A 21,850-nucleotide genomic window follows, 5' to 3' on the forward strand; every position below is an offset into this window, starting at 1 on the left:
AGTACCTCTTAGGCCAGACGCGGGTTAACTTTTTCCGGGTTGATGTCGAATTTCTTGATTGCGTCAGCAACCACAGAAGCTTCGATCTCACCGCGTTTAGCCAGTTCACCCAGAGCAGCAACCACCACGTAGGACGCATCGACTTCGAAGTGGTGACGCAGGTTTTCGCGGCTGTCCGAACGGCCGAAGCCGTCGGTGCCCAGTACGCGATAATCGCTGGCCGGCACATAAGTACGAACCTGTTCGGCGAACAGTTTCATGTAGTCGGTAGAGGCTACCGCCGGCGCGTCGTTCATCACCTGAGCGATGTAAGGCACGCGTGGCGCTTCGGTTGGGTGCAGCATGTTCCAGCGCTCGCAATCCTGGCCGTCGCGCGCCAGTTCGGTGAACGAGGTCACACTGTAGGTGTCGGAACCCACGCCGTAGTCCTTCGCCAGGATTTGCGCAGCTTCGCGCACGTGGCGCAGGATGGCGCCGGAGCCCAGCAGCTGCACCTTGCCTTTGCTGCCTTCCAGCGTTTCCAGCTTGTAGATACCCTTGCGGATACCTTCTTCCGCACCCTGCGGCATCGCAGGCATGTGGTAGTTTTCGTTCAGCGTGGTCAGGTAGTAGTACACGTTTTCCGGGTTGTCGCCATACATGCGCACCAGACCGTCGTGCATGATCACCGCCACTTCGTACGCGTAAGCCGGATCGTAAGAGATGCAGTTAGGGATGGTCAGAGACTGAATGTGGCTGTGGCCATCTTCGTGCTGCAGACCTTCGCCGTTCAGGGTAGTACGGCCCGAGGTCCCGCCGATCAGGAAGCCGCGCGCCTGTTGGTCGCCCGCTGCCCAGCACAGGTCGCCGATACGTTGGAAACCGAACATCGAGTAGTAGATGTAGAACGGAATCATCGGCAGATCGTTGGTGCTGTAGGAGGTCGCTGCGGCCAGCCAGGAAGAGGCTGCGCCCAGTTCGTTGATGCCTTCCTGCAGGATTTGGCCTTTCTCGTCTTCTTTGTAGTAAGCAACCTGCTCACGGTCCTGCGGGGTGTACTGCTGGCCGTTCGGGCTGTAGATACCGATCTGGCGGAACAGACCTTCCATACCGAAGGTACGCGCTTCGTCGGCGATGATTGGCACCAGGCGATCTTTGATCGACTTGTTCTTCAGCATCACGTTCAGGGCACGCACGAAGGCGATAGTGGTGGAGATCTCTTTGTTCTGCTCTTCCAGCAGCGAGCTGAAATCTTCCAACGCCGGCATTTCCAGCTTCTGGGTGAACTCCGGCAGACGGGTAGGCACGTAGCCTTTCAGCGCCTGACGACGTTCGTGCAGGTATTTGTACTCTTCGGAATCTTTCTCGAAGGTGATGTACGGCAGTTTTTCGATGTCAGCATCGGCAACCGGCACGTTGAAACGATCGCGGAAGTGGTGAACCCCTTCCATGTTCATTTTCTTCACCTGGTGAGCGATGTTTTTACCTTCCGCGGTTTCACCCATGCCGTAACCTTTGATGGTGTGGGCCAGGATAACGGTCGGTTTGCCTTTGGTGTCCTGCGCTTTTTTCAGTGCAGCGAAGATTTTCTTCGGATCGTGACCACCACGGTTCAGCGCCCAGATTTCGTCGTCGGTCATGTCTTTGACCAGCGCCGCGGTTTCCGGGTAACGGCCGAAGAAGTGCTCGCGCACGTAAGCGCCGTCTTTGGATTTGAAGGTCTGGTAGTCGCCGTCCAGGGTCTCGTTCATCAGCTGAACCAGTTTACCGCTGGTGTCTTTGCGCAGCAGCTCGTCCCAACGGCCGCCCCAGATCACTTTCAGCACCTGCCAGCCTGCGCCGGAGAAGATGCCTTCCAGTTCGTTGATGATCTTGCCGTTACCGGTGACCGGGCCGTCCAGGCGCTGCAGGTTGCAGTTGATGACGAACACCAGGTTGTCCAGCTTCTCGCGGGTGGCGATGGTGATGGCGCCTTTGGATTCCGGCTCATCCATCTCGCCGTCGCCCAGGAAGGCGTAAACGGTCTGCTCAGAGGTGTCTTTCAGGCCGCGGTGTTCCAGGTATTTCAGGAACTTCGCCTGATAGATGGCGCTGATTGGGCCCAGGCCCATGGATACGGTCGGGAACTGCCAGAATTCCGGCATCAGCTTAGGATGCGGGTAAGAGGACAGACCGTTGCCGTGCACTTCCTGACGGAAGTTGTTCATCTGTTCTTCGGTCAGGCGGCCTTCAAGGAAGGCGCGCGCGTAAACGCCCGGAGAGATGTGGCCCTGGAAGTAGACCAGGTCGCCGCCGTCTTTCTCGTTGCGTGCGCGGAAGAAGTGGTTAAAGCAGACTTCATAGAAGGTCGCGGAAGACTGGAAGGAAGCCATGTGGCCGCCCAGCTCCAGGTCTTTCTTGGATGCGCGCAGAACGGTCATGATCGCGTTCCAACGGATCGCAGAGCGAATGCGGCGTTCCAGATCCAGGTTGCCTGGGTAAGCCGGTTCGTCTTCTACCGCGATGGTGTTGACGTAGTTGTGCGCAGCAGCACCGGCCGCAACGTTAACGCCGCCTTTGCGGGCTTCTCCCAATACCTGATCAATCAGAAACTGAGCTCGCTCAACACCCTCTTCACGGATGACCGATTCGATCGCCTGCAGCCAGTCGCGGGTTTCGATCGGATCCACGTCATTGTTTAAACGTTCTGACATGGTGGTATTCCTTATCTGTCTAATGGTTTGTTTGGAGCCTGTCTTCCTGTGCTCTGTGAAAAAACACACGAAGACAGGCCCATCAGTTTAGTTGCCGCTTAAGTACTTAACTAAGTACCTCGAACTTAACCCCCGCAGGCTGGTGTACCCTGAAGAGGACAGCTCTTAATCCTTGCGTTGCTGGAGACGCCGCAGCGATCTCTCGCGCCGAGTATGCTCCCGGCTGAGATCCAGCAAGATTTCCTCGATAAACGCCAAGTGGCGATGCGAGGCTTCACGGGCCTTTTCCGGCTCGCGTGCCACAATCGCCTCAAAAATTCCGGCGCGGTGGCTGCTCACTTTTGCCAACATCTCACGGCGCGAGTAGAGCAATTCAAAGTTCTGACGCACGTTCTGTTCCAGCATCGGCCCCATGCAGCGTAGCAGGTGAAGTAACACAACGTTGTGAGCGGCTTCGGTCACGGCGATTTGATACTGCATGACCGCATCGGCTTCGGCGTCGAGATCGCCGCTGTCTTGAGCCTGTTGAATCACGATGTGGCAGTCGCGGATGCGCGCCAGATCTTCATCGGTGCCGCGCAGCGCCGCGTAATAGGCGGCAATGCCTTCCAGCGCGTGACGGGTTTCCAGCAGATCGAACTGTGATTCGGGATGGTCGGCCAGCAGCTCGGCCAGCGGATCGCTGAAGCTCTGCCACAGATTAGTTTGCACGAAGGTGCCGCCGCCCTGACGGCGCAGGAGCAGCCCTTTCGCTTCAAGGCGCTGAATGGCCTCTCTCAGAGAAGGACGGGAGACATCAAATTGTTTCGCCAGCTCGCGCTCCGGAGGCAGTTTTTCGCCTGGGCGCAGTGTCCCCTCGAGGATCAGGTATTCGAGCTGTTGCTCGATAACATCTGACAACTTGGGTTGGCGGATTTTGCTGTAGGCCATGAGTGAATTCTTCTCTGCGAATGGCGCGGAGTCAATTGGTAATACCAATTTCAAAAACGTGACGGTAAAGTAACAAAGTATTCACCTCCTGTCCATACGGGCCTTGATCGAAATCAGGTTACCCGCACATTTTAACACCCCGCTGAAAACCCCGCTGCAAACCGGTAACGCCGTGATGGTATTACCATTTACGCGGCGGGTTGGGGATTTAACTTTTACCAAACCTTACGCAAGGCAGAGTGCAAACTTTTTGCCCGAGTTTTATTGCATGGTTATTACGCTTTAATGAATGGCTATTTGGCGAGCAGCGCAACGGCGATTCGTTCATTATTTGAACGCACCCCACCGTTCAGATCTACGTTATTTTTGCGCATTATGTGATTTGTTGCTTATTTCATGCACTGAATCCCCCCTGCCGTCACACAACCCGCATTTTGTTTCCTAAACTGCTGCAATCTTAATCACTCACACGACAAAGCAGGTGCAAACCGACGCGCATAACATTATTCTCTGCCAAACGGTAGCGGCGCCGTTGAATTAATAGCTATAACGCCGTAAATAAAACAAAACACACATCGTAACCACTGCTTTACAGGCAGGTGGGCATTCACAACGACAGAGGGTTAGATTGATGGATGGTCAACAGCATGGTGACCAGCTGAAGCGCGGCCTGAAAAACCGCCATATTCAGCTCATCGCCTTAGGTGGCGCAATCGGCACCGGGTTATTTCTCGGTATCGCTCAAACAATAAAAATGGCCGGCCCGTCAGTGCTCCTCGGCTACGCCATCGGCGGCTTCATCGCGTTTCTGATCATGCGCCAGTTGGGAGAAATGGTGGTGGAAGAGCCGGTCGCCGGTTCCTTCAGCCACTTCGCCTACAAATACTGGGGCAACTTCGCCGGCTTCGCCTCCGGCTGGAACTACTGGGTGCTGTATGTCCTGGTGGCGATGGCGGAGCTGACCGCGGTCGGCATCTATGTGCAGTACTGGTGGCCGGAGATCCCCACCTGGGTTTCCGCCGCGGTATTCTTCCTGGCGATCAACGCCATCAACCTGGCCAACGTCAAAGTTTACGGCGAGATGGAGTTCTGGTTCGCCATCATCAAAGTGGTGGCGATTATCGGCATGATCGTGTTCGGCGCCTACCTGCTGTTCAGCGGCATGGGCGGCCCGGAAGCCACCGTCACCAACCTGTGGGCGCAGGGCGGGTTCTTCCCGAACGGCGTCATGGGCCTGGTGATGGCGATGGCGGTGATCATGTTCTCCTTCGGCGGCCTCGAGCTGGTCGGCATCACCGCCGCCGAAGCCGACAACCCGCAAAAAAGCATTCCGAAAGCCACCAATCAGGTGATCTACCGCATCCTGATCTTCTATATCGGTTCACTGGCCATTCTGCTGTCGCTGTACCCGTGGGGCAAAGTGGTCGAAGGCGGCAGCCCGTTCGTGCTGATCTTCCACGCGCTGAACAGCAACCTGGTGGCGACCGTGCTGAACATCGTGGTGCTCACCGCCGCGCTGTCGGTCTACAACAGCTGCGTCTACTGCAACAGCCGCATGCTGTACGGCCTGGCGCAACAAGGCAACGGCCCGAAAAGCCTGCTGAAGGTCGACGGCCGCGGCGTGCCGGTGGTGGCTATCGGCATCTCCGCCCTCGCTACCGCGCTGTGCGTGCTGATTAACTACCTGATCCCGGGCCGCGCCTTCGAACTGCTGATGGCGCTGGTGGTGTCGGCGCTGGTGATCAACTGGGCGATGATCAGCCTGGCGCACCTGAAATTCCGCGCCGCCAAAAACCGCGAGGGCGTGGTGCCGAAGTTCAAAGCGTTCTGGTATCCGTTCAGCAACTACCTGTGCCTGCTGTTCATGGCCGGTATCCTGGTGATCATGTACCTGACGCCGGGTATTCAAATCTCGGTGCTGCTGATCCCGGTGTGGGTGGCGATCCTGGCCGTCGGTTACGCCATCAAACAGCGCAGCCAACGCGTCGACGGCGTCACCAGCCGTTGAATCCCGTGACCGCGCAGTAAACAAAAAGGCCCGCAGATGCGGGCCATTTTTTTGCCTGAACGCCGCTTACTTGCGCAGCGCTTTCACCTGCTCGGCGGTGACGTCCGCCGGCAAACCGCCCCAGGTCACCCGCAGGTAATTCACCAGCGCCGCCACGTCAGCATCGCTCAGACGCTCGCCGAAGCCCGGCATGCTCTGCATGCTTTCACCGTTCGGGAACTGCTGGGCCGGCAGGCCGTCCAGCACCGACACGATCAGGTTCTTGCCGTCCGCCTGGCGCAGCGTGGCGTTATCGCGCATCGCCGGTGCGACGTGCGGTTTGCCCTCGCCTTCGCGCGCATGGCAGCCGGCGCACTGATCCAGATAGGTCATGCGCCCGGCATCGCTGCCCTGCCCCATTTTCACCGGCACCGCCGCCGGCGGCTGCTCGCCCATCAGATACAGCGCCAGCGCCTGATGATCTTCCGGCGTCAAATGACGGGTGCTGAGATCCACCACCATGTGCATCTCACTGAAGGCCGAACCCTGCGGCGCAAGGCCGGTGCTGAGGAAGCGGCTGACGTCCTGCGGCGTCCAGCCGCGCTGCGCCAGACCGTGCGGCGTAATGTCCGGCGCCATGAAGCGGCCGAGATCGCCGCCCTGCATCGGTTTGCCGAGATCCATCTGCCCCAGCGCGCCGCGCGGCGTGTGGCATTCGCCACAGTGGCCCAGCACATCGGCCAGATAGCGGCCGCGCTGCCATTGCGGCGAGCTGCCCTGCGAGCTGGCCGGCAACGGATCCTGGCTGCGGAACAGCAGATTCCAGCCGATCAGCGCCATGCGCTGGTTGAACGGGAATGGCATCTCGTTGGCCGGAATGGCCACGTCCACCGCCGGGCGCGTCATCAGGTAAGCGTAGATGTCGTCGGCGTCCTGGCGCGAAATGCCCTTGTACGAGGTGTAAGGCATCGCCGGGTACAGGTGCCGCCCGCCCGGCGCCACGCCCTGCGTCAGCGCCAGGAAGAAGTCGTCCTTGCTCCAGCGCCCGATGCCGTGGTCGGCCGACGGCGTCAGGTTGCTGCCGTAAATCGTGCCGAACGGCGTGTCCAGCGGATAGCCGCCGGCCAACGGCGCCCCACCGCTGGCGGTATGGCAGGCGGCGCAGTCGGCGGCCTGCGCCAGATAGCGGCCGCGGGCGATCTGTTCGGCGCTGGCGGTCACCTGCTGCACCGGGCCGTCGTAACGGCGGTTTTCCCGCCACCACAGCAGCGCGATCACCACGATCGCCACCAGCACAATCAACACTGCGAGACGTTTTTTCATTGCGCCGTCTCCTTCAGCAGGCCCGGCGTTTTCAGCACCACGTCGCGCACCGCTTCGTAGTAGCGCACGTAGCCGGTGCAGCGGCAGATGTGGCTGTCCAGCGCCTGCTCGATGGCGTTCTCCAGCTGATCGCGGGCAATCGGCTCACGCTTGAGCTTTTCCACGAAAATGGTGGCGGCGTTGACGAAGCCCGGCGTGCAGTAGCCGCACTGGAAGCTGTAGTGCTCCAGAAACGCCTGCTGGATCGGCGACAGCTCAACCACCTCCCCCTGTTCGTCCAGCCTGGCGTGGCCTTCGACGGTGCGCACTTTCTTGCCGTTGAAGAAATGCGCGCCGGTGATGCAGGTACGCACCTCTTCGCTGGTGCCGCTCGGGTGATCGACAATCGCCACGCAGGCGTGGCAAATGCCCTGCCCACAACCGAGGCGCGAACCGGTCAAATCGAGATACTCGTGCAGGAAATCGATCATCATCAAGCCTTCCGGCACCTCGATCGGGCCGTACTGTTTCTCGTTGATGGTCAGGGAAATCGGCTGGGTTTTAATGCTCATTGTAATACCTCACGAATATTTTCTGCACGAACGGGCAAATCACGGAAACGGTGGCCGGTGGCGTCGGCAATGGCGTTGACCAGTGCGGCCACGATCGGGATCATCACCACTTCCGCCATGCCTTTCGGCGGATCGGTTTCCGACAGCGCCGGCAGGATGTCGCCGCTCTGTTTCCACACCGCCACGTCGCTGGCGCGCGGCAGGTGGTAACGGTTGAAGTTCCAGGTGCCGTTGCCCGGGCCGTCTTCGTACAGCGGTAAATATTCGTGCAGCGCATGGCCGATGCCCATCGCCAGCCCGCCCTGCAGCTGGCCGGAAACCAGTTCCGGCACGATCAGGTTGCCGCACTCCATGATCGAGTGGTGATTCAGCAACTCCACCTGGCCGGTGGCGATATCCACCGCCACTTCCGCCAGCGTGCCGACGGCGCTGTAGTAGGTCACCGCCGCATTGTTGCGCTGGGTCGGCGGATAATAGACCTGCCCGCGCGCCAGCGGTTTGAATTCGCCGCCGGCGTTGCGCAGCGCCATGCCGTCGATCGGCAGGCGTTCGCTTTTGCCGTTCAACGTGAAATCGGCCTCCGCCCACTGCCAGCGGTTGAACACGTGCACCGCCGCGCCGGTGACGCCGCCCATCTGATAAGCCGTCTTGGCCAGCAGCTCGAGGCTCAGCACCGACATGCCCGCCGCCGTCAGGCCGCCTTCGACCCAACGCGCATCTTCGCGCCGCACCACCAGCGGCGCCGCCTGGCCGCCGCCGATACCGGCCTGCCACAGCGCCATCGCCGCCGGCCACAGGCCGTGATCGAAGATCAGGCGCGCCGCTTCGCGGGTGCTGTGCGAGAAGTAATAGGCCGAGTTGCTGGCGCTCGACGGCGAACAGTAGCTCGGCGTCCAGTTGGGGTTGGTTTGCAGCTTATCCTGCTCTTCCTGCGACATCAGGTAAGGATCGCCGCTGGTGACCATCGGCAATACCGACCAGTCGGTGACCGAGAAGTGGGCTTCGTCAGCCGGTTTGCCCAGCCACTGCGCGCACAATACCGACTGCGAGGTCGACATGCCGGTGCCCATCTCCGCGCCGCTGTGATGCAGCGTGATGCGGCCATCTTCGCTCAGCTCCACCCGGGCGAACGAGGTTTCCGCCCCGGTGCCGAAGTCTTTCTGCACGCAGCCGAAGCCGACGCCATAGCGCTTGCCGGGATGGCGGCTCTCAAACTCGGCCTTGCGTTCGGCGCGCTTGAGCCACATCTCGTGCTTCGCCGCCTTCTCCAGCACTTCATCAGCGCGGATCGCACCGGCCGGGATCGCCCCCTGGGTGTTTTTCATGCCGGATTTCAGCACGTTGCGCAGGCGAAACTCGATCGGGTCGATCTTCAGCTCGGCGGCCAGCTCATCCACCATCATCTCGGTGGCGGCCATGCTCTGTAGCGTGCCGTAACCGCGCGCCGAGCCGGCGTCGATGGCGCGTGAGGCCAGCCCGACCGACGACAGATCGCTTTTCGGGAAGTAGTAAATCGACTGGGCGGCGGTCGCGCCGACCATCACCACCGAAGGGGTGAAGTTGCTGCGGCCGCCGCCGTCCGCCGTCATGTCACCGAGGAACGACTGCATGACGCCGGTCTGCTTATTCACCGCGATGCGGTAGTTCATGTCGAACGCATGGCGCTTCAGCGCCGTCTGGAACTGCTCGAAACGGTCATTGGCCAGGCGCACCGGGTGGCCGTCGCCGTACATCGCCGCCACCGCGCCGTAATACGGGAAGTTGTAGTGGTCTTTCGAGCCGTAGCCCACGGTGTAGCACGGGTGCAGGATCAGCTGTTTCACCGGCGGATTGCGCTTGGCCAGCATGCGCGGCATCTCGTCGGCCACTTCCTGCGGCGACTGAGTCGGCACCACCAGATGCAGGGTTTGCGTCTGCGCGTCGAACCAGCCATTGGCGTTGTCCGGCTCCAGCGCCGAGGTGTCGATCGACTGCGTGGTGTAGCGGCGCGACATTACCAGCCAGTCGGCCGGCGGATTCGCCAACTCGTCGGCGATCATCCCTGCATAGCGCATGCCTTCCTGATCCAGCTTGCCGCCCTCGCGCCCTTCCGGCCACACCGGCAGGTGTTTTTTCATCGACACAGGGAAGATCGGCGTGTCCTTCAGGCTGGAGAAGCGATCGTCGTCGAACGGCTGTTCTCCCCCCACCCGCACGTAACGGAAACTGCCCCAGGGATCGCGCTCCAGCGGGCCGGTGACCGCGCCGTATTTGATGGTTTCCTCACGGAATTTCAGCTTGTCCTTGGCGAAGCGGAAACGGGCGAAGTCGTGATAGATCAGGATCGCCACCGCCTGGCCGAGATAGGCCGGGGTTTTGCCGTTCGGCAGCAGCATGTCGTCACCGTAGAACGCCGGAAAGGCCAGGCCATCGCGCGCCAGATCTTCCGCCGTCACCAGGCGATCGGGCTGCAGATCGTCCCCCAACAGCGACAGATCGACCCCCTCGAACAGCCGGTCGGCTTTGGTCACGCGCAGAATGAAGGCGTGCGCCTGTTTCTGCGGCCAGTGCGGCATGTCCACCGCGCGGATATCGCGCGCGAACACCTTCTGCCCCATAACCTTGGCGCGGCCGTCGATGCGGAAACGGACGCGCTTGGCCTGCGGATCCCAGTTGGGTGACTGGAGGATTTTTTGCTCGAACAGCGCGGCGTAGGCGCGGCTGTACAGGGGGGCGAGGTACACGGAGACCCCCGCAATCACGGCGCTTTTGATAAAGCGACGCCGCGACGGGTTGAAATTGCTCATAAATAAGTCCTTCACGTCTTTCTTGTAATTGGTTTTTGTTCGCGGTGTTGTTGCGCAAACGCTGACGACCTTGCCGTAGACGTCATAAGCATATGCTTATAACTAAAATTATGTGATGATTAACAGGCTGTTTTCAACAAAAAAACATTTACAAAACACAGGTAGTTTGTAGGCTAATAAATAATTTGCGCAAACGCGGACTTCAACCATGACCACGGGCATTGTCATTACCGCCGCCGGACGCGGAGAGCGCTTTATTCAGGCCGGCGGCCAGGGCAACAAATTGAACGCCGGGTTTGCCGATGCGGCGGGCGAGCGGCGTTCGCTGTTCGAGCACACCCTATGCCAGGCGCTGGCCTCCGGCCTGCCGGTACAGGTGGTGACCCGGCCGGATAATCTGCCGGTGCTGGCAGCCTGCGCCGCCAACCAGGTGCCGGCCACCCTGCTCGCCAGCGCGGGCCTAGGCGACTCGATCGCCGCGGGCGTTGCGGCCACGCCGCACTGGCAGGGCTGGCTGATCCACCTGGCCGATATGCCATTCGTCGGCGCCGACGTTTTCCGACAGGTGGCGGATGCCTTACGGCAGCACCCGATCGTGCGCCCCTGTTATGCGCAACAGCCCGGTCACCCGGTCGGCTTTTCCGCCCGATTGCGCAAACCACTTTGCCAACTGCGCGGCGATAATGGCGCGCGTGAACTGCTGCAAGGCGCGGCAGTCCACCTGCTGCCGCTTGAGCACCCCGGCGTCGTGCGGGATATTGATCTTCCATCGCAACTCCCGGCCAGCGAGTAAATTCACCTATGCAACATCTTGATGTCACCGTGGTCAGCCAGGCGATAAGCTGGCTGCAACAACAGCCGGTTTGGTTATGCACCGTGCTCAGCACCTATGGCTCTTCGCCGCGCTCGCCGGGCGCGTTGATGGCGGCGACCCGTGACGGCCGCTACAGCGGCTCATTGTCGGGCGGGTGCGTGGAGGAGGACTTTCTGCGGCGCGTGGCCGCCGGGGAGTATCAGGCGGCCAGCCAGGTGATCCGTTATGGCGAAGGCGGTATGACGCCCAACGTGGCGCTGCCGTGCGGCGGCGTGCTGGACGTGCTGATCGAGTATCTGCCGGCGGGAGAAGCCAGCGTCGCTTACCTGCAGCGCATCGCCGGCGCGCTGGAAGGGCATCACGCGTTGCTCAAACGCCTGACGCTGCCCAACGCCTGCCACAGCCTCGAGCAAAGCCACTTCACCAGCGCCACTCAGGTCGAACGCCGGCTCGAGCAGATTACCCTGCACATCGCGGCCGCGCCGCGCCTGCTGATCGCCGGGCTGTCCAGCGTGGCGCTGTACTGCGCCGATTTCGCCGTGGCGCTGGGGTTTGAGGTGCTGGTGTGCGAGAACCGCCCGGAGGCGCTGGACAACTTCGCCGCCGAGCTGAAGCCCGGCGTGACGCTGCTGCGCCAATTTCCGGCCAAGTTCATCGAAGAGGGGGGCTGCCACGCCAATACCGCCGTCGTGGCGCTGACCCACGATCCGCGTATGGACGATCTGACGCTGATGGAAGCGATCCACACCCCGGCATTTTATATCGGCGCCATGGGCTCGCTCAGAAACAGCGCGCGCCGGCGCCAGCGGTTGCAGCAGATCGCCGAGTTCACGCCGCAGGAGCTGGAACGCATCCATGCGCCGATCGGCCTGCCGCTCGGCAGCAAAACCCCGGCGGAAATCGCCCTGGCGGTGATGGCGGCGATCGTGCAGCAAAAAAACCGGCTGCCGGCCGCCGACGGGATCAGTGCAGCGGCACCACCGGCACCAGATGCTGCAGCTCCAGGTGCAGCTCCTCTTTCCCGCTCAGCGAATAGCTGAACACCGTCATGTCCGGCCCGTCGCCGCGGGCCAGCCCCATTTCGGGCAGCACCTGCGTGTAGATTTGAATGATGTGATCATTGAGCGCCACCGGCTTGCCGGAATAGCGAAAACGGCAAAACTCGCCGTGGATGTCCGGCAGCGGCTCCAGCGCCACGCCTTCACGCAGCGGGTAGTCCGCCGTCACGCCCAGGGTATAGTCGACCCTGACCCGCTCGCCGTCCGGCACCAGTTGGGTAAATGAATAGGTTTGCGCCGGACGCTCGCCCAACAAAGTGTAGAACTGCGCCCGCAGCGCGCTGCGCTGCGGCAGATGCGACTTATCCAACTTTTCGATATCCAGGTGATAAGCGTACTGTTTGCCGTGAAAGGCGTACTGCCCTCTGGCGATACTGACGCGTTCGACCTGAATATCGCCGGGCTGGCTGGCCGCCAGCGAACGCACCAGATTGCTGAAGTCCTGTTTGCGGGCATGACGATACACGCTGGGCGATTCGGCGAAATGTTTCTTGAAACAGCGCGAGAACGTCTGCTGGTTATCGAATTGATACTCGACCGAAATATCAAGGATGCTCTTCTGCGTGAAACGCAAGGCGAAGGCGGCGATGTAGAGGCGGCGAGCGCGAATGTAGGAAGCTAACGATAATCCGGTCTGCTTCTTGAACATGCGCTGCAGGTACCATTTCGTATAGCCTGACTTGGCGGAAACGATATCCAACGACAGCGGATTGGTCAGGTTATCTTCAATCCAGACCAGTAACTCCCTGATGTGACTTTCCTGCGTGCCCATGTGCTTGCCGAACCTTATGTTGCCGATATTCCATTAGTCGAATTTTAGTGCTATTCGCGTAGGGTATACAGGTTAAAACTCGACGTCCAGCAAGCTACAGGACTTTACACAATCCCCTCCACCGCCCGCGGGCGGTGGAGGGGAGCGGCGATTATTTCAGGCAGCTGGAACACTGACCGGCCTGGATCTTCTGGAAGAAGTCATTGCCTTTGTCATCCACCAGGATAAACGCCGGGAAATCTTCCACTTCGATTTTCCAGATCGCTTCCATGCCCAGCTCAGGGTACTCCACGCACTCCAGGCTCTTGATGCTCTGCTGCGCCAGCACCGCCGCCGGGCCGCCGATGCTGCCGAGGTAGAAGCCGCCGTGCTTGTGGCAGGCATCCGTCACCTGCTGGCTGCGGTTGCCTTTCGCCAGCATGATCATGCTGCCGCCGTGAGATTGCAGCAGGTCGACGTAGGAATCCATACGCCCGGCGGTGGTTGGCCCCAAGGAACCGGATGCATAGCCTTCCGGCGTTTTAGCCGGGCCGGCGTAGTAGATCGGGTGATCCTTGACGTACTGCGGCAAGCCTTCACCGCGATCCAGACGCTCTTTCAGCTTGGCGTGCGCGATATCGCGGCCAACGATGATGGTGCCGCTCAGCGACAGGCGGGTGGAAACCGGGTACTGCGACAGCTGTTTGAGGATCTCGGCCATCGGGCGGTTGAGATCGACCTTGATCGCCTCGCCCTCCCCGGCCTGGCGCAGCTCCTGAGGAATGAATTTACCCGGATTGTGCTCCAGTTTTTCCAGCCAGATGCCGTCGCGGTTGATCTTGCCTTTGATGTTGCGGTCCGCCGAGCAGGAGACGCCCATGCCGACCGGGCAGGAGGCGCCGTGGCGCGGCAGGCGCACTACGCGGATATCATGTGCGAAGTATTTGCCGCCAAACTGTGCGCCCAGCCCCAGGTTCTGCGCTTCTTGCAGCAGTTCCGCTTCGAGTTCCAGATCGCGGAACGCCTGACCATGCTCGTTGCCTTCCGTCGGCAGGCCATCGTAATACTTGGTCGAGGCCAGTTTGACGGTTTTCAGCGTCGCTTCCGCCGAGGTGCCGCCGATGACGAACGCCACGTGATACGGCGGGCAGGCCGCGGTGCCCAGCGTGCGCATCTTGTCGACCAGGTAGTTTTTCAGCTTGCCCGGCGACAGCAGCGCCTTGGTTTCCTGATACAGATAGGTTTTGTTGGCGGAGCCGCCGCCCTTGGCGATGCACAGGAATTTGTACTCTTCGCCGTCCACGCTGTAGAGATCGATCTGCGCCGGCAGGTTGCTGCCGGTATTGACCTCTTTGTACATATCCAGCGCGGCGTTCTGCGAATAGCGCAGGTTCTCTTCGATGTAGGTGTTATACACCCCGCGCGACAGCGCCTCTTCATCGCCGCCGCCGGTCCAGACGCGCTGGCCCTTTTTGCCGACGATGATCGCCGTGCCGGTGTCCTGGCAGGTCGGTAAAATACCCTTGGCGGCGATTTCTGAGTTACGCAGAAATTGCAGCGCAACGTACTTGTCATTTTCGCTGGCGTCCGGATCTTTGAGGATATCGGCCACCTGCTGTTGGTGCGCCGGGCGCAGCATGAACGAGGCGTCGTGGAACGCATGCTGGGCAAGCAGGGTTAACGCTTCAGGGGCAACTTTCAGAATTTCCTGGCCTTCAAATTCGCTCACGGAAACGTGGTCGCGGCTCAGCAGGTAGTATTCGGTATCGTCTTTCTTCAGCGGGAACGGATCTTGATAGTGGAACGGTTTATTCGACATTGATCTCTCACTTGCAACATCAGCTGCGTTAAATTCACACTCGCGGCGCGCGACGCGGCGCCTTGTCAAAAAACTGCCTCCACCTTACGTATTTTTAATCAGTCAGTTATTGCGCTAAATCGCAAAATAACCGCTATTTGCGTAAGGGATTGCCACAGGCGGCGTTTCAACCTTGCTCGGTGAGAACTGCGGGTACAGACTCATCATGCACGCTTTATTATCCCGCAGTTAACACATTGATTACAATCCATCGGCGGCGATCGTCTTATCAATGTGGTGAAAAAGCGCCGGATGCGATTTGCGCCGGGGCATATTGTCAGCCGCCGCGCCATTGCTTAAGCTAGCCGCAATGAACAAACCGAGAATCCCCATCGCGCTGCAACAAGCGGTGATGCGCTGCCTGCGAGAAAAGCTGCAGTTGGCCCGCCAGCATTTTGCCGTCGAGTTCCCCGAACCCAGCATCGTCTATCAGCAACGCGGCACCAGCGCGGGCACCGCCTGGCTGCAAAGCTGGGAAATCCGTCTGAACCCGGTGCTGCTGCTGGAAAACCAACAGCCGTTTATCGATGAAGTGGTGCCGCACGAACTGGCGCACCTGCTGGTGTTTCGCCAATTCGGCCGGGTAGCGCCGCACGGCCGCGAATGGCGCTGGATGATGGAAAGCGTGCTGCTGACGCCCGCCAGCCGCACTCATCGTTTCGAAACCGCCTCGGTGCAAAGCAAAACCTTCCCCTATCGCTGCGGCTGCGGGCAGCACCAGCTCACCATTCGCCGCCATAACCGCGTGCTGCGCGGCGAAAGCGAATACCGCTGCCGCCGGTGCGGCGAAAAACTGAAATTTCTTGCTAGCGAGAACCTTTAGTTAAACGATTTATACGTTAAAACAAGTAAATATCGCCATTTGCCACTGCCGACAAGTTCCGTTACCCTGCCTGCTTTTCCAATTTTGAGCTGTTTTGGAATATGCTTCGCAGAATTTTGTTTATGGCGGTTTTCGCCGCAGGCGCCGCACAGGCGCACGGCATCAATAACTTCTCTCAGGCCAAAGCGGCGGCGGCCAAGATTAACCAGGATGCGCCGGGCAGTTTTTACTGCGGCTGCCGCATCGAGTGGCAAGGCAAGAAGGGCATTCCCGATCTCGCCGGCTGCGGCTATCAGGTGCGTAAGAACGCCCAACGCGCGCAGCGCATCGAGTGGGAACACGTGGTGCCGGCCTGGCAGTTCGGCCACCAGCTGCAGTGCTGGCAAGACGGCGGGCGCAAAAACTGCAACAAGGACGCCACCTATCGCCAGATAGAAACCGATCTGCACAACCTGCAGCCGGCGATCGGCGAAGTGAACGGCGACCGCAACAACTTCATGTACAGCCAATGGAACGGCGGCGCGGGCCAGTACGGGCAGTGCCCAATGAAGGTGGACTTCAAGAATAAACAGGCGGAGCCGCCCGCCCGCGCCCGCGGCGCCATTGCCCGCACCTACTTCTACATGCGCGATCGCTACCAGCTGCGGCTGTCACGCCAGCAAACCCAGCTGTTCGAGGTGTGGAACCGGCAATATCCGGTGAGCCAATGGGAATGTCAGCGCGAAGCACGTATCGCCAAGGTGCAGGGCAACCACAACCCCTATATTCAACAGGCTTGTCAGCAGCGGAAAAGCTAACCTACTATAGCCTTTATCTTTCATGGCGCCGCCAACCTGCGGCGCCGTTTCGTCAGGATCAGACTACCCATGCGCATACCCCGCATTTACCATCCGCAGCCGTTGACCGACCGGGCGGAGATCGCCCTCAGCGAGGACGCCGCCAACCACGTCGGGCGCGTGCTGCGCATGAGCGCCGGCCAGGCGCTGCAACTGTTCGATGGCAGCAACCAGGTGTTCGACGCCGAAATAATCCGGGTGGACAAAAAGAGCGTGCTGGTGCGCCTCGGCGACGGCCGCGTGGATGACATCGAATCGCCGCTCAACCTGCATCTGGGCCAGGTGATCTCGCGCGGCGAGAAGATGGAGTTCACCATCCAGAAATCCATCGAGCTGGGCGTCAACGTCATCACCCCGCTGTTTTCCGAGCGCTGCGGCGTGAAGTTGGACGGCGAGCGTCTGGCGAAGAAAATCCAGCAATGGCAAAAGATCGCCATCGCCGCCTGCGAACAGTGCGGCCGCAACCGCATTCCCGAAATCCGCGAGGCGATGTCGCTGGAGGCCTGGTGCGCCGAGCAGGACGGCAGCCTGAAACTCAACCTGCACCCGCGCGCCAGCCACAGCATCAACACGCTGCCGCAGCCGGTGGATCATGTTCGCCTGTTGATCGGCCCGGAAGGCGGTTTGTCCGCCGACGAAATCGCCATGACCACCGACCACGGATTTACTGATATTCTGCTGGGACCACGCGTTCTGCGTACCGAAACCACAGCGCTCACCGCCATTACCGCTCTGCAGGTCCGCTTCGGCGACCTGGGTTAAAGGAGAAAAGATGATTAAGCTCGGCATCGTGATGGATCCTATCGATTCCATCAACATCAAGAAAGACACCAGCTTCGCCATGCTGCTCGAAGCGCAGCGCCGCGGTTACGAATTGCACTACATGGAGATGAACGATCTCTATCTGCATGCCGGCGACGGGCGCGCCCGCACCCGCCTGCTGAGCGTGAAGGAAGACAAGGAGAGCTGGTTCAGCTTCGGCGCCGAGCAGGATCTGGCGCTGCACGAGCTGGACGTGATCCTGATGCGCAAGGATCCGCCGTTCGATACCGAATATATCTACGCGACCTACATTCTGGAACGCGCCGAAGTTAAAGGCACGCTGGTGGTCAACAAGCCGCAAAGCCTGCGCGACTGCAACGAGAAGCTGTTCACCGCCTGGTTCTCGGAACTGACGCCGGATACGCTGGTCAGCCGCAGCGCCGCGCACATCCGCAAATTCCACCAGCAGCACGGCGACATCATCCTGAAGCCGCTGGACGGCATGGGCGGCGCGTCTATCTTCCGCGTGAAGCAGGACGATCCTAACCTGTCAGTGATCATCGAAACCCTGACCGAACACGGCAGCCGTTTCTGCATGGCGCAGAACTTCCTGCCGGCGATCAAGGACGGCGACAAGCGCATCCTGGTGGTGGACGGCGAGCCGGTGCCTTACTGCCTGGCGCGCATTCCGGCGCAGGGCGAGACCCGCGGCAACCTGGCGGCCGGCGGCCGCGGCGAAGCGCGCCCGTTGAGCGAAAGCGACTGGAAAATCGCCCGCGCCGTCGCCCCGACGCTGAAAGAGAAAGGGCTGATCTTCGTCGGCCTGGACGTGATCGGCGATCGCCTGACCGAGATCAACGTCACCAGCCCAACCTGCGCGCGCGAGATCGAGGCGGCATTCCCGATTTCGATTACCGGCATGCTGATGGACGCCATTGAAAAGCGCCTGGCGGCGAAATAATGCGCAATGCGGGCGGCATGCCGCCCGCTGTTCTTCATCGCGCCCGCCAAAGCGCGCCTTGAAAGGCGGCGGGTATAGCCGCATACTGGCGGCTGTTTATTTTCTCACCCATTGATTACCTTATACTAACGCCATGAATTTACAGCACCATTTTCTGATCGCCATGCCAACGCTGCAGGATCCTCGCTTCAAACGCTCGGTGATTTATATCTGCGAGCACAATGAAGAAGGCGCCATGGGTTTGGTGATCAATAAACCGGTGGAGCAATTCACGGTAGCCACGGTGCTGAGCAAGCTGAAGATCATGCCGCCTGCGCGCGATCCGGCCATCAGCCTGGACAAACCGGTGTTCGCCGGCGGGCCTCTGGCGGACGATCGCGGGTTTATCCTGCATACGCCGCGCCACGGCTTCGGCGCCAGCATTCAAATTTCGCCCAACACCATGATCACCACCTCGAAAGACGTGCTGGAAACGCTCGGCACGCCAGAGCAACCGGACGACGTGCTGGTGGCGCTGGGCTATGCGGGTTGGGAAAAGGGCCAGTTGGAGCAGGAAGTGTTGGAAAACGCCTGGCTGACCATCGAAGCCAACACCGACATTCTGTTCCGCACGCCGATCGCCAGCCGCTGGCGCGAGGCGGGGAACCTTCTGGGCATCGATATTCGCAGCATCGCCAACCACGCAGGACACGCCTGATGAGCAACCGCACCATTATCGCCTTCGACTTTGGCACCAAAAGCATCGGCGCGGCCATCGGCCAGGAGTTGACCGGCAGCGCCCGCGCCCTGCCGGCTTTCAAAGCGCAGGACGGTTCGCCGGACTGGCTGAAAATCGAAAAGCTGCTGAAAGAGTGGCAGCCGGATTTGGTGGTGGTCGGCCTGCCGCTGAACATGGACGGCACCGAACAGCCCGTTACCGCCCAGGCGCGCAAGTTCGCCAACCGCCTGCACGGTCGCTTCGGCATCCAGATCGAGCTGCAAGACGAGCGCCTGAGCACCGTGGAAGCGCGCGCCAACCTGTTCGATCGCGGCGGCTTCCGCGCCCTTGATAAAGGCAGCGTGGATTCCGCCTCCGCGGTGGTGATCCTCGAAAGCTGGTTCGAACGGCAGCTGGGCTAAACGCCCGTCCCCTCCCCCGCGCACTCCCCCAACACACCGGCGTCGATCCGCTGCTGCAAACCCTGCTCAAAGGTTTGCATGCCGGACTGCGCGCCGGTTTGCAACACGCTCGCCAACTGATGGGTTTTCCCTTCGCGGATCAGGTTGCTGACCGCCGCCGTCGCCGTCAGCACTTCAAAGATCGCCACGCGTCCGCCGCCAGGGCGCCTCATCAGCTTTTGCGCGATCACCGCTTGCAGGCTGCCGGCCAGCTGGGCGCGCACATAGGGTTTCTCTTCCGCCGGAAACACGTCCACCAGCCGTTCCACCGCCTGCGGCGCGCTGCGGGTGTGCAGCGTCGCCAGCACCAGATGCCCGGTCTCCGCCGCGGTGAGCGCCAGCCGGATGGTGGCAATATCGCGCAGCTCACCCAGCAGGATCACATCCGGATCTTCGCGCAGCGCGGCGCGCAACGCCGCATCGAAGCTGTGGCTGTCACGGCCGATCTCCCGCTGCTGGATCAGCGATCGCCGGCTGCGGTGCAGGAATTCGATCGGATCCTCCAGCGTCAAAACGTGCCGCGGCTGGTGCCGGTTGATCTCGTCGATCATCGCCGCCAGCGTGGTGGACTTGCCGCTGCCGGTGGCGCCGGTGACCAGGATCAATCCGTCGGCGCACCGCAGCAGCGCCGGGACGATGGCCGGCGCCGCCAGCTCGGCAAGCGAAGGCGATTGCCCGGCGATACGCCGCAACGCGAGAGAAATCCCCGCGCTTTGCTGAAAAACGTTGGCCCGCAGCCGCTCCCCGCTCGGCCTGTGCAGCGCCAGATCGACCTGCCCCAACCGCCGCAGGCTCTCGCGCTGCTGCGCATTCAGCAATCCGTTGCAAAGGGCCTGCACGCCTTGCGCCGTCAGCGTTGGCGCCGCCGCCAGCGGCTGCAGTTCACCGTCGATGCGCAACATCGGCGGATGACCGGCACAAAGGTGCAGATCGGAAGCATTATGCTTTACACTAAGGGCCACGAATTCATCGATATCCATATCACTCTCCCGGGTCAATAATGAGCACTATCCAACAGAACCTGCAGGATGTCAGAAACCGCATTGCGGCCGCCGCGCGAAATTGCGCGCGGGCGCCAGAAGAAGTTGCCCTGCTTGCCGTCAGCAAAACCAAACCTGTGGCGGCGATCGAAGAAGCCATCGCCGCCGGCCAGCGCGCCTTCGGCGAGAACTACGTGCAGGAAGGGGTAGACAAGATCCGGCATTTCGCCGAGTCGCCGCAAAGCGGCGAGTTGGTGTGGCACTTTATCGGCCCGCTGCAATCCAATAAGAGTCGGCTGGTGGCGGAACACTTCGCCTGGTGCCATACCGTGGATCGGCTGCGCATCGCCCAGCGCTTGAGCGATCAGCGCCCGGCCGACATGCCGCCGCTCAACGTTCTGATTCAAATCAACATCAGCGACGAGCAAAGCAAATCCGGCATTGCGTTGGCCGAGCTGCCGGCGTTGGCCGAAGCGATCGCCGCGCTGCCGAACCTGACGCTGCGCGGCCTGATGGCTATTCCGGCGCCGGAAGCGGATTATCAGCGGCAGCTGGCGGTATTCAGCCGGATGAACGACGCATTTCTCGCCCTGCGTCAGCGTTATCCGCAGGCCGATACGCTGTCGATGGGCATGACGGACGATATGGCGGCGGCGATCGCCGCCGGCAGCACCCTGGTGCGCATCGGCACCGCAATTTTTGGCGCCCGCGACTACTCGCAGGCCTGACACACAGACGAGGGATTTGATGCAACATCGCAAGATTACCTTTATCGGCGCCGGCAACATGGCGCGTGCAATCATCGCCGGCCTGGTGGCGGGCGGCTATCCGGCCAAATCCATCAGCGTCTGCGCCCCTTCGCCGAAAAACCGTGATGCGCTGGCTGCAGACTACGGCATCGTCAGCAGCGGCGACAACGTCGCCTGCGCGCGTGAAGCCGAGGTGGTGGTGCTGGCGGTCAAACCGCAGATGATGGCCGACGTGTGTCAGCCGCTGCGCGAACAGGTCGATTTCAGCGGCAAGCTGGTGCTGTCGATCGCCGCCGGTATTCAGGTCAGCCGTTTCTATCAGCTGCTCGGCGACAAGCTGGACATCGTGCGCATCATGCCCAACACTCCGTCGCTGGTCGGCAAGGGCATGAGCGGGCTGTACGCGCCGGCGCAGGTCAGCCAGCGGGATCGCGATTACACCGGCGATTTAATGGCGTCGGTCGGTAAAGTTTGCTGGGTCGATGACGAAAATGGCATCAACGGCGTGATCGCCGCCGCGGGCAGCGCCCCGGCCTATTTCTTCCTGTTTATGGAAGCGATGCAAAAAGAGGCCGAGCGCATGGGCTTCGACAGCCAGACCGCGCGCGATCTGGTACAACAGGCCGCTTCCGGCGCCGCCGCATTGGTGGAAGCCAACCCGGATACGCCGCTGGGCACGCTGCGCGAGCAGGTGACCTCCAAAGGCGGCACCACCGCCGAAGCGCTGCGGGTGTTCAACGAACGCCAACTGCCGGAAACCGTGGCGCAAGCGATGCAGGCCGCCGTTTCCCGCGCCCAAGAGATGGAAAAATTATTTTAAATAACCGCGAGTTAAGGAGAAGGACCACTTC

General features: G+C 60.9%; 19 protein-coding genes. 11 read left to right on the forward strand and 8 right to left on the reverse strand.

The window, feature by feature from the left end; all coding sequences use genetic code 11:
• Positions 1-8: 8 nt before the first annotated feature.
• Both aceE and pdhR read right to left on the reverse strand, forming a co-directional pair.
• Complete coding sequence (gene aceE / locus ACJ8PN_RS13595; protein ID WP_033632104.1) at positions 9-2,672, reverse strand: pyruvate dehydrogenase (acetyl-transferring), homodimeric type; 2,664 nt, start codon at positions 2,670-2,672, stop codon at positions 9-11.
• Between the two features lie 165 nt (positions 2,673-2,837).
• Positions 2,838-3,602: a pyruvate dehydrogenase complex transcriptional repressor PdhR gene (gene pdhR, locus ACJ8PN_RS13600; protein WP_004937490.1), complete on the reverse strand. Its 765-nt coding sequence runs from the start codon at positions 3,600-3,602 to the stop codon at positions 2,838-2,840.
• Positions 3,603-4,233: 631 nt separating this feature from the next.
• Here pdhR and ACJ8PN_RS13605 point away from each other — a divergent pair.
• The gene (locus ACJ8PN_RS13605) at positions 4,234-5,610 is read left to right on the forward strand and encodes an amino acid permease (RefSeq protein ID WP_004937488.1); all 1,377 of its coding nucleotides are present in this window, start codon (positions 4,234-4,236) and stop codon (positions 5,608-5,610) included.
• A 66-nt stretch (positions 5,611-5,676) separates the two neighbouring features.
• Here the strand turns inward: ACJ8PN_RS13605 and ACJ8PN_RS13610 are convergent, their stop codons facing one another.
• From ACJ8PN_RS13610 to ACJ8PN_RS13620, 3 genes are read right to left on the reverse strand one after another with little or no spacing between them, the layout of a single operon-like run.
• Positions 5,677-6,912 (reverse strand): cytochrome c, encoded by a 1,236-nt coding sequence (locus ACJ8PN_RS13610; RefSeq protein WP_171454742.1) that lies wholly within the window; start codon positions 6,910-6,912, stop codon positions 5,677-5,679.
• On the reverse strand, positions 6,909-7,463 hold the full coding sequence (locus ACJ8PN_RS13615) for a (2Fe-2S)-binding protein (protein ID WP_171454743.1): 555 nt from the start codon (positions 7,461-7,463) through the stop codon (positions 6,909-6,911). The genes ACJ8PN_RS13610 and ACJ8PN_RS13615 overlap by 4 nt, the downstream gene beginning before the upstream one ends.
• Positions 7,460-10,249 carry a xanthine dehydrogenase family protein molybdopterin-binding subunit gene (locus ACJ8PN_RS13620; protein WP_239043861.1) on the reverse strand — a complete coding sequence of 930 codons (2,790 nt, stop codon included), beginning with the start codon at positions 10,247-10,249 and terminating at the stop codon, positions 7,460-7,462. The genes ACJ8PN_RS13615 and ACJ8PN_RS13620 overlap by 4 nt, the downstream gene beginning before the upstream one ends.
• A gap of 208 nt (positions 10,250-10,457) precedes the next feature.
• On the opposite strand from ACJ8PN_RS13620, the gene ACJ8PN_RS13625 reads away from it, so the two are divergent.
• Together ACJ8PN_RS13625 and ACJ8PN_RS13630 are read left to right on the forward strand one after the other, a co-directional pair.
• Positions 10,458-11,042, forward strand: coding sequence for a nucleotidyltransferase family protein (locus tag ACJ8PN_RS13625; RefSeq protein WP_239043862.1), 585 nt, complete (start codon positions 10,458-10,460; stop codon positions 11,040-11,042).
• An 8-nt stretch (positions 11,043-11,050) separates the two neighbouring features.
• Positions 11,051-12,103: an XdhC family protein gene (locus ACJ8PN_RS13630; RefSeq protein ID WP_171454746.1), complete on the forward strand. Its 1,053-nt coding sequence runs from the start codon at positions 11,051-11,053 to the stop codon at positions 12,101-12,103.
• Here the strand turns inward: ACJ8PN_RS13630 and ACJ8PN_RS13635 are convergent.
• Positions 12,027-12,893 (reverse strand): helix-turn-helix domain-containing protein, encoded by an 867-nt coding sequence (locus ACJ8PN_RS13635; RefSeq protein ID WP_171454747.1) that lies wholly within the window; start codon positions 12,891-12,893, stop codon positions 12,027-12,029. The genes ACJ8PN_RS13630 and ACJ8PN_RS13635 overlap by 77 nt on opposite strands.
• Positions 12,894-13,044: 151 nt before the next feature.
• Positions 13,045-14,691, reverse strand: a complete 1,647-nt coding sequence (gene fumA / locus ACJ8PN_RS13640; RefSeq protein WP_004937467.1) for a class I fumarate hydratase FumA — start codon at positions 14,689-14,691, stop codon at positions 13,045-13,047.
• A 349-nt stretch (positions 14,692-15,040) separates the two neighbouring features.
• Between fumA and ACJ8PN_RS13645 the strand changes: the two genes are divergently transcribed.
• The 6 genes from ACJ8PN_RS13645 to ruvX all read left to right on the forward strand — a co-directional run bounded on the left by ACJ8PN_RS13645 (position 15,041) and on the right by ruvX (position 19,231).
• A complete protein-coding gene (locus ACJ8PN_RS13645; RefSeq protein ID WP_004937462.1) occupies positions 15,041-15,553 on the forward strand; it encodes a SprT family zinc-dependent metalloprotease in 513 nt (170 codons plus the stop codon).
• A gap of 101 nt (positions 15,554-15,654) precedes the next feature.
• The gene (endA, locus tag ACJ8PN_RS13650) at positions 15,655-16,350 is read left to right on the forward strand and encodes a deoxyribonuclease I (RefSeq protein WP_085337148.1); all 696 of its coding nucleotides are present in this window, start codon (positions 15,655-15,657) and stop codon (positions 16,348-16,350) included.
• 69 nt (positions 16,351-16,419) lie between these two features.
• Complete coding sequence (gene rsmE, locus ACJ8PN_RS13655) at positions 16,420-17,151, forward strand: 16S rRNA (uracil(1498)-N(3))-methyltransferase (RefSeq protein ID WP_004937458.1); 732 nt, start codon at positions 16,420-16,422, stop codon at positions 17,149-17,151.
• A 10-nt stretch (positions 17,152-17,161) separates the two neighbouring features.
• Complete coding sequence (gshB, locus tag ACJ8PN_RS13660; protein ID WP_016930084.1) at positions 17,162-18,112, forward strand: glutathione synthase; 951 nt, start codon at positions 17,162-17,164, stop codon at positions 18,110-18,112.
• Between the two features lie 133 nt (positions 18,113-18,245).
• A complete protein-coding gene (locus ACJ8PN_RS13665) occupies positions 18,246-18,809 on the forward strand; it encodes a YqgE/AlgH family protein (protein WP_004937452.1) in 564 nt (187 codons plus the stop codon).
• A complete protein-coding gene (gene ruvX / locus ACJ8PN_RS13670; RefSeq protein ID WP_033632095.1) occupies positions 18,809-19,231 on the forward strand; it encodes a Holliday junction resolvase RuvX in 423 nt (140 codons plus the stop codon). Before ACJ8PN_RS13665 ends, ruvX begins: the two co-directional genes overlap by 1 nt.
• On the opposite strand, the gene ACJ8PN_RS13675 is transcribed toward ruvX, so the two are convergent.
• Positions 19,228-20,250 (reverse strand): type IV pilus twitching motility protein PilT, encoded by a 1,023-nt coding sequence (locus ACJ8PN_RS13675; protein WP_442535010.1) that lies wholly within the window; start codon positions 20,248-20,250, stop codon positions 19,228-19,230. The two genes, ruvX and ACJ8PN_RS13675, sit on opposite strands and share 4 nt — an antisense overlap.
• A gap of 20 nt (positions 20,251-20,270) precedes the next feature.
• Here ACJ8PN_RS13675 and ACJ8PN_RS13680 point away from each other — a divergent pair, with 20 nt between their 5' ends.
• A complete protein-coding gene (locus ACJ8PN_RS13680) occupies positions 20,271-20,978 on the forward strand; it encodes a YggS family pyridoxal phosphate-dependent enzyme (RefSeq protein ID WP_015379048.1) in 708 nt (235 codons plus the stop codon).
• A 19-nt stretch (positions 20,979-20,997) separates the two neighbouring features.
• On the forward strand, positions 20,998-21,819 hold the full coding sequence (gene proC, locus ACJ8PN_RS13685; protein WP_004937440.1) for a pyrroline-5-carboxylate reductase: 822 nt from the start codon (positions 20,998-21,000) through the stop codon (positions 21,817-21,819).
• The last annotated feature ends 31 nt before the right edge of the window (positions 21,820-21,850 follow it).

Source organism: Serratia sp. CY76391 (assembly GCF_052166695.1).
In the GTDB taxonomy this organism is placed as follows: Bacteria; Pseudomonadota; Gammaproteobacteria; order Enterobacterales; family Enterobacteriaceae; genus Serratia; species Serratia nematodiphila.

Coding starts and splice junctions, on each gene's coding strand:
- aceE (WP_033632104.1), bottom strand. CDS start 2,672: ATGTCAGAACGTTTAAACAATGACGTGGATCCGATCGAAACCCGCGAC.
- pdhR (WP_004937490.1), bottom strand. CDS start 3,602: ATGGCCTACAGCAAAATCCGCCAACCCAAGTTGTCAGATGTTATCGAG.
- ACJ8PN_RS13605 (WP_004937488.1), top strand. CDS start 4,234: ATGGATGGTCAACAGCATGGTGACCAGCTGAAGCGCGGCCTGAAAAAC.
- ACJ8PN_RS13610 (WP_171454742.1), bottom strand. CDS start 6,912: ATGAAAAAACGTCTCGCAGTGTTGATTGTGCTGGTGGCGATCGTGGTG.
- ACJ8PN_RS13615 (WP_171454743.1), bottom strand. CDS start 7,463: ATGAGCATTAAAACCCAGCCGATTTCCCTGACCATCAACGAGAAACAG.
- ACJ8PN_RS13620 (WP_239043861.1), bottom strand. CDS start 10,249: ATGAGCAATTTCAACCCGTCGCGGCGTCGCTTTATCAAAAGCGCCGTG.
- ACJ8PN_RS13625 (WP_239043862.1), top strand. CDS start 10,458: ATGACCACGGGCATTGTCATTACCGCCGCCGGACGCGGAGAGCGCTTT.
- ACJ8PN_RS13630 (WP_171454746.1), top strand. CDS start 11,051: ATGCAACATCTTGATGTCACCGTGGTCAGCCAGGCGATAAGCTGGCTG.
- ACJ8PN_RS13635 (WP_171454747.1), bottom strand. CDS start 12,893: ATGGGCACGCAGGAAAGTCACATCAGGGAGTTACTGGTCTGGATTGAA.
- fumA (WP_004937467.1), bottom strand. CDS start 14,691: ATGTCGAATAAACCGTTCCACTATCAAGATCCGTTCCCGCTGAAGAAA.
- ACJ8PN_RS13645 (WP_004937462.1), top strand. CDS start 15,041: ATGAACAAACCGAGAATCCCCATCGCGCTGCAACAAGCGGTGATGCGC.
- endA (WP_085337148.1), top strand. CDS start 15,655: ATGCTTCGCAGAATTTTGTTTATGGCGGTTTTCGCCGCAGGCGCCGCA.
- rsmE (WP_004937458.1), top strand. CDS start 16,420: ATGCGCATACCCCGCATTTACCATCCGCAGCCGTTGACCGACCGGGCG.
- gshB (WP_016930084.1), top strand. CDS start 17,162: ATGATTAAGCTCGGCATCGTGATGGATCCTATCGATTCCATCAACATC.
- ACJ8PN_RS13665 (WP_004937452.1), top strand. CDS start 18,246: ATGAATTTACAGCACCATTTTCTGATCGCCATGCCAACGCTGCAGGAT.
- ruvX (WP_033632095.1), top strand. CDS start 18,809: ATGAGCAACCGCACCATTATCGCCTTCGACTTTGGCACCAAAAGCATC.
- ACJ8PN_RS13675 (WP_442535010.1), bottom strand. CDS start 20,250: ATGGATATCGATGAATTCGTGGCCCTTAGTGTAAAGCATAATGCTTCC.
- ACJ8PN_RS13680 (WP_015379048.1), top strand. CDS start 20,271: ATGAGCACTATCCAACAGAACCTGCAGGATGTCAGAAACCGCATTGCG.
- proC (WP_004937440.1), top strand. CDS start 20,998: ATGCAACATCGCAAGATTACCTTTATCGGCGCCGGCAACATGGCGCGT.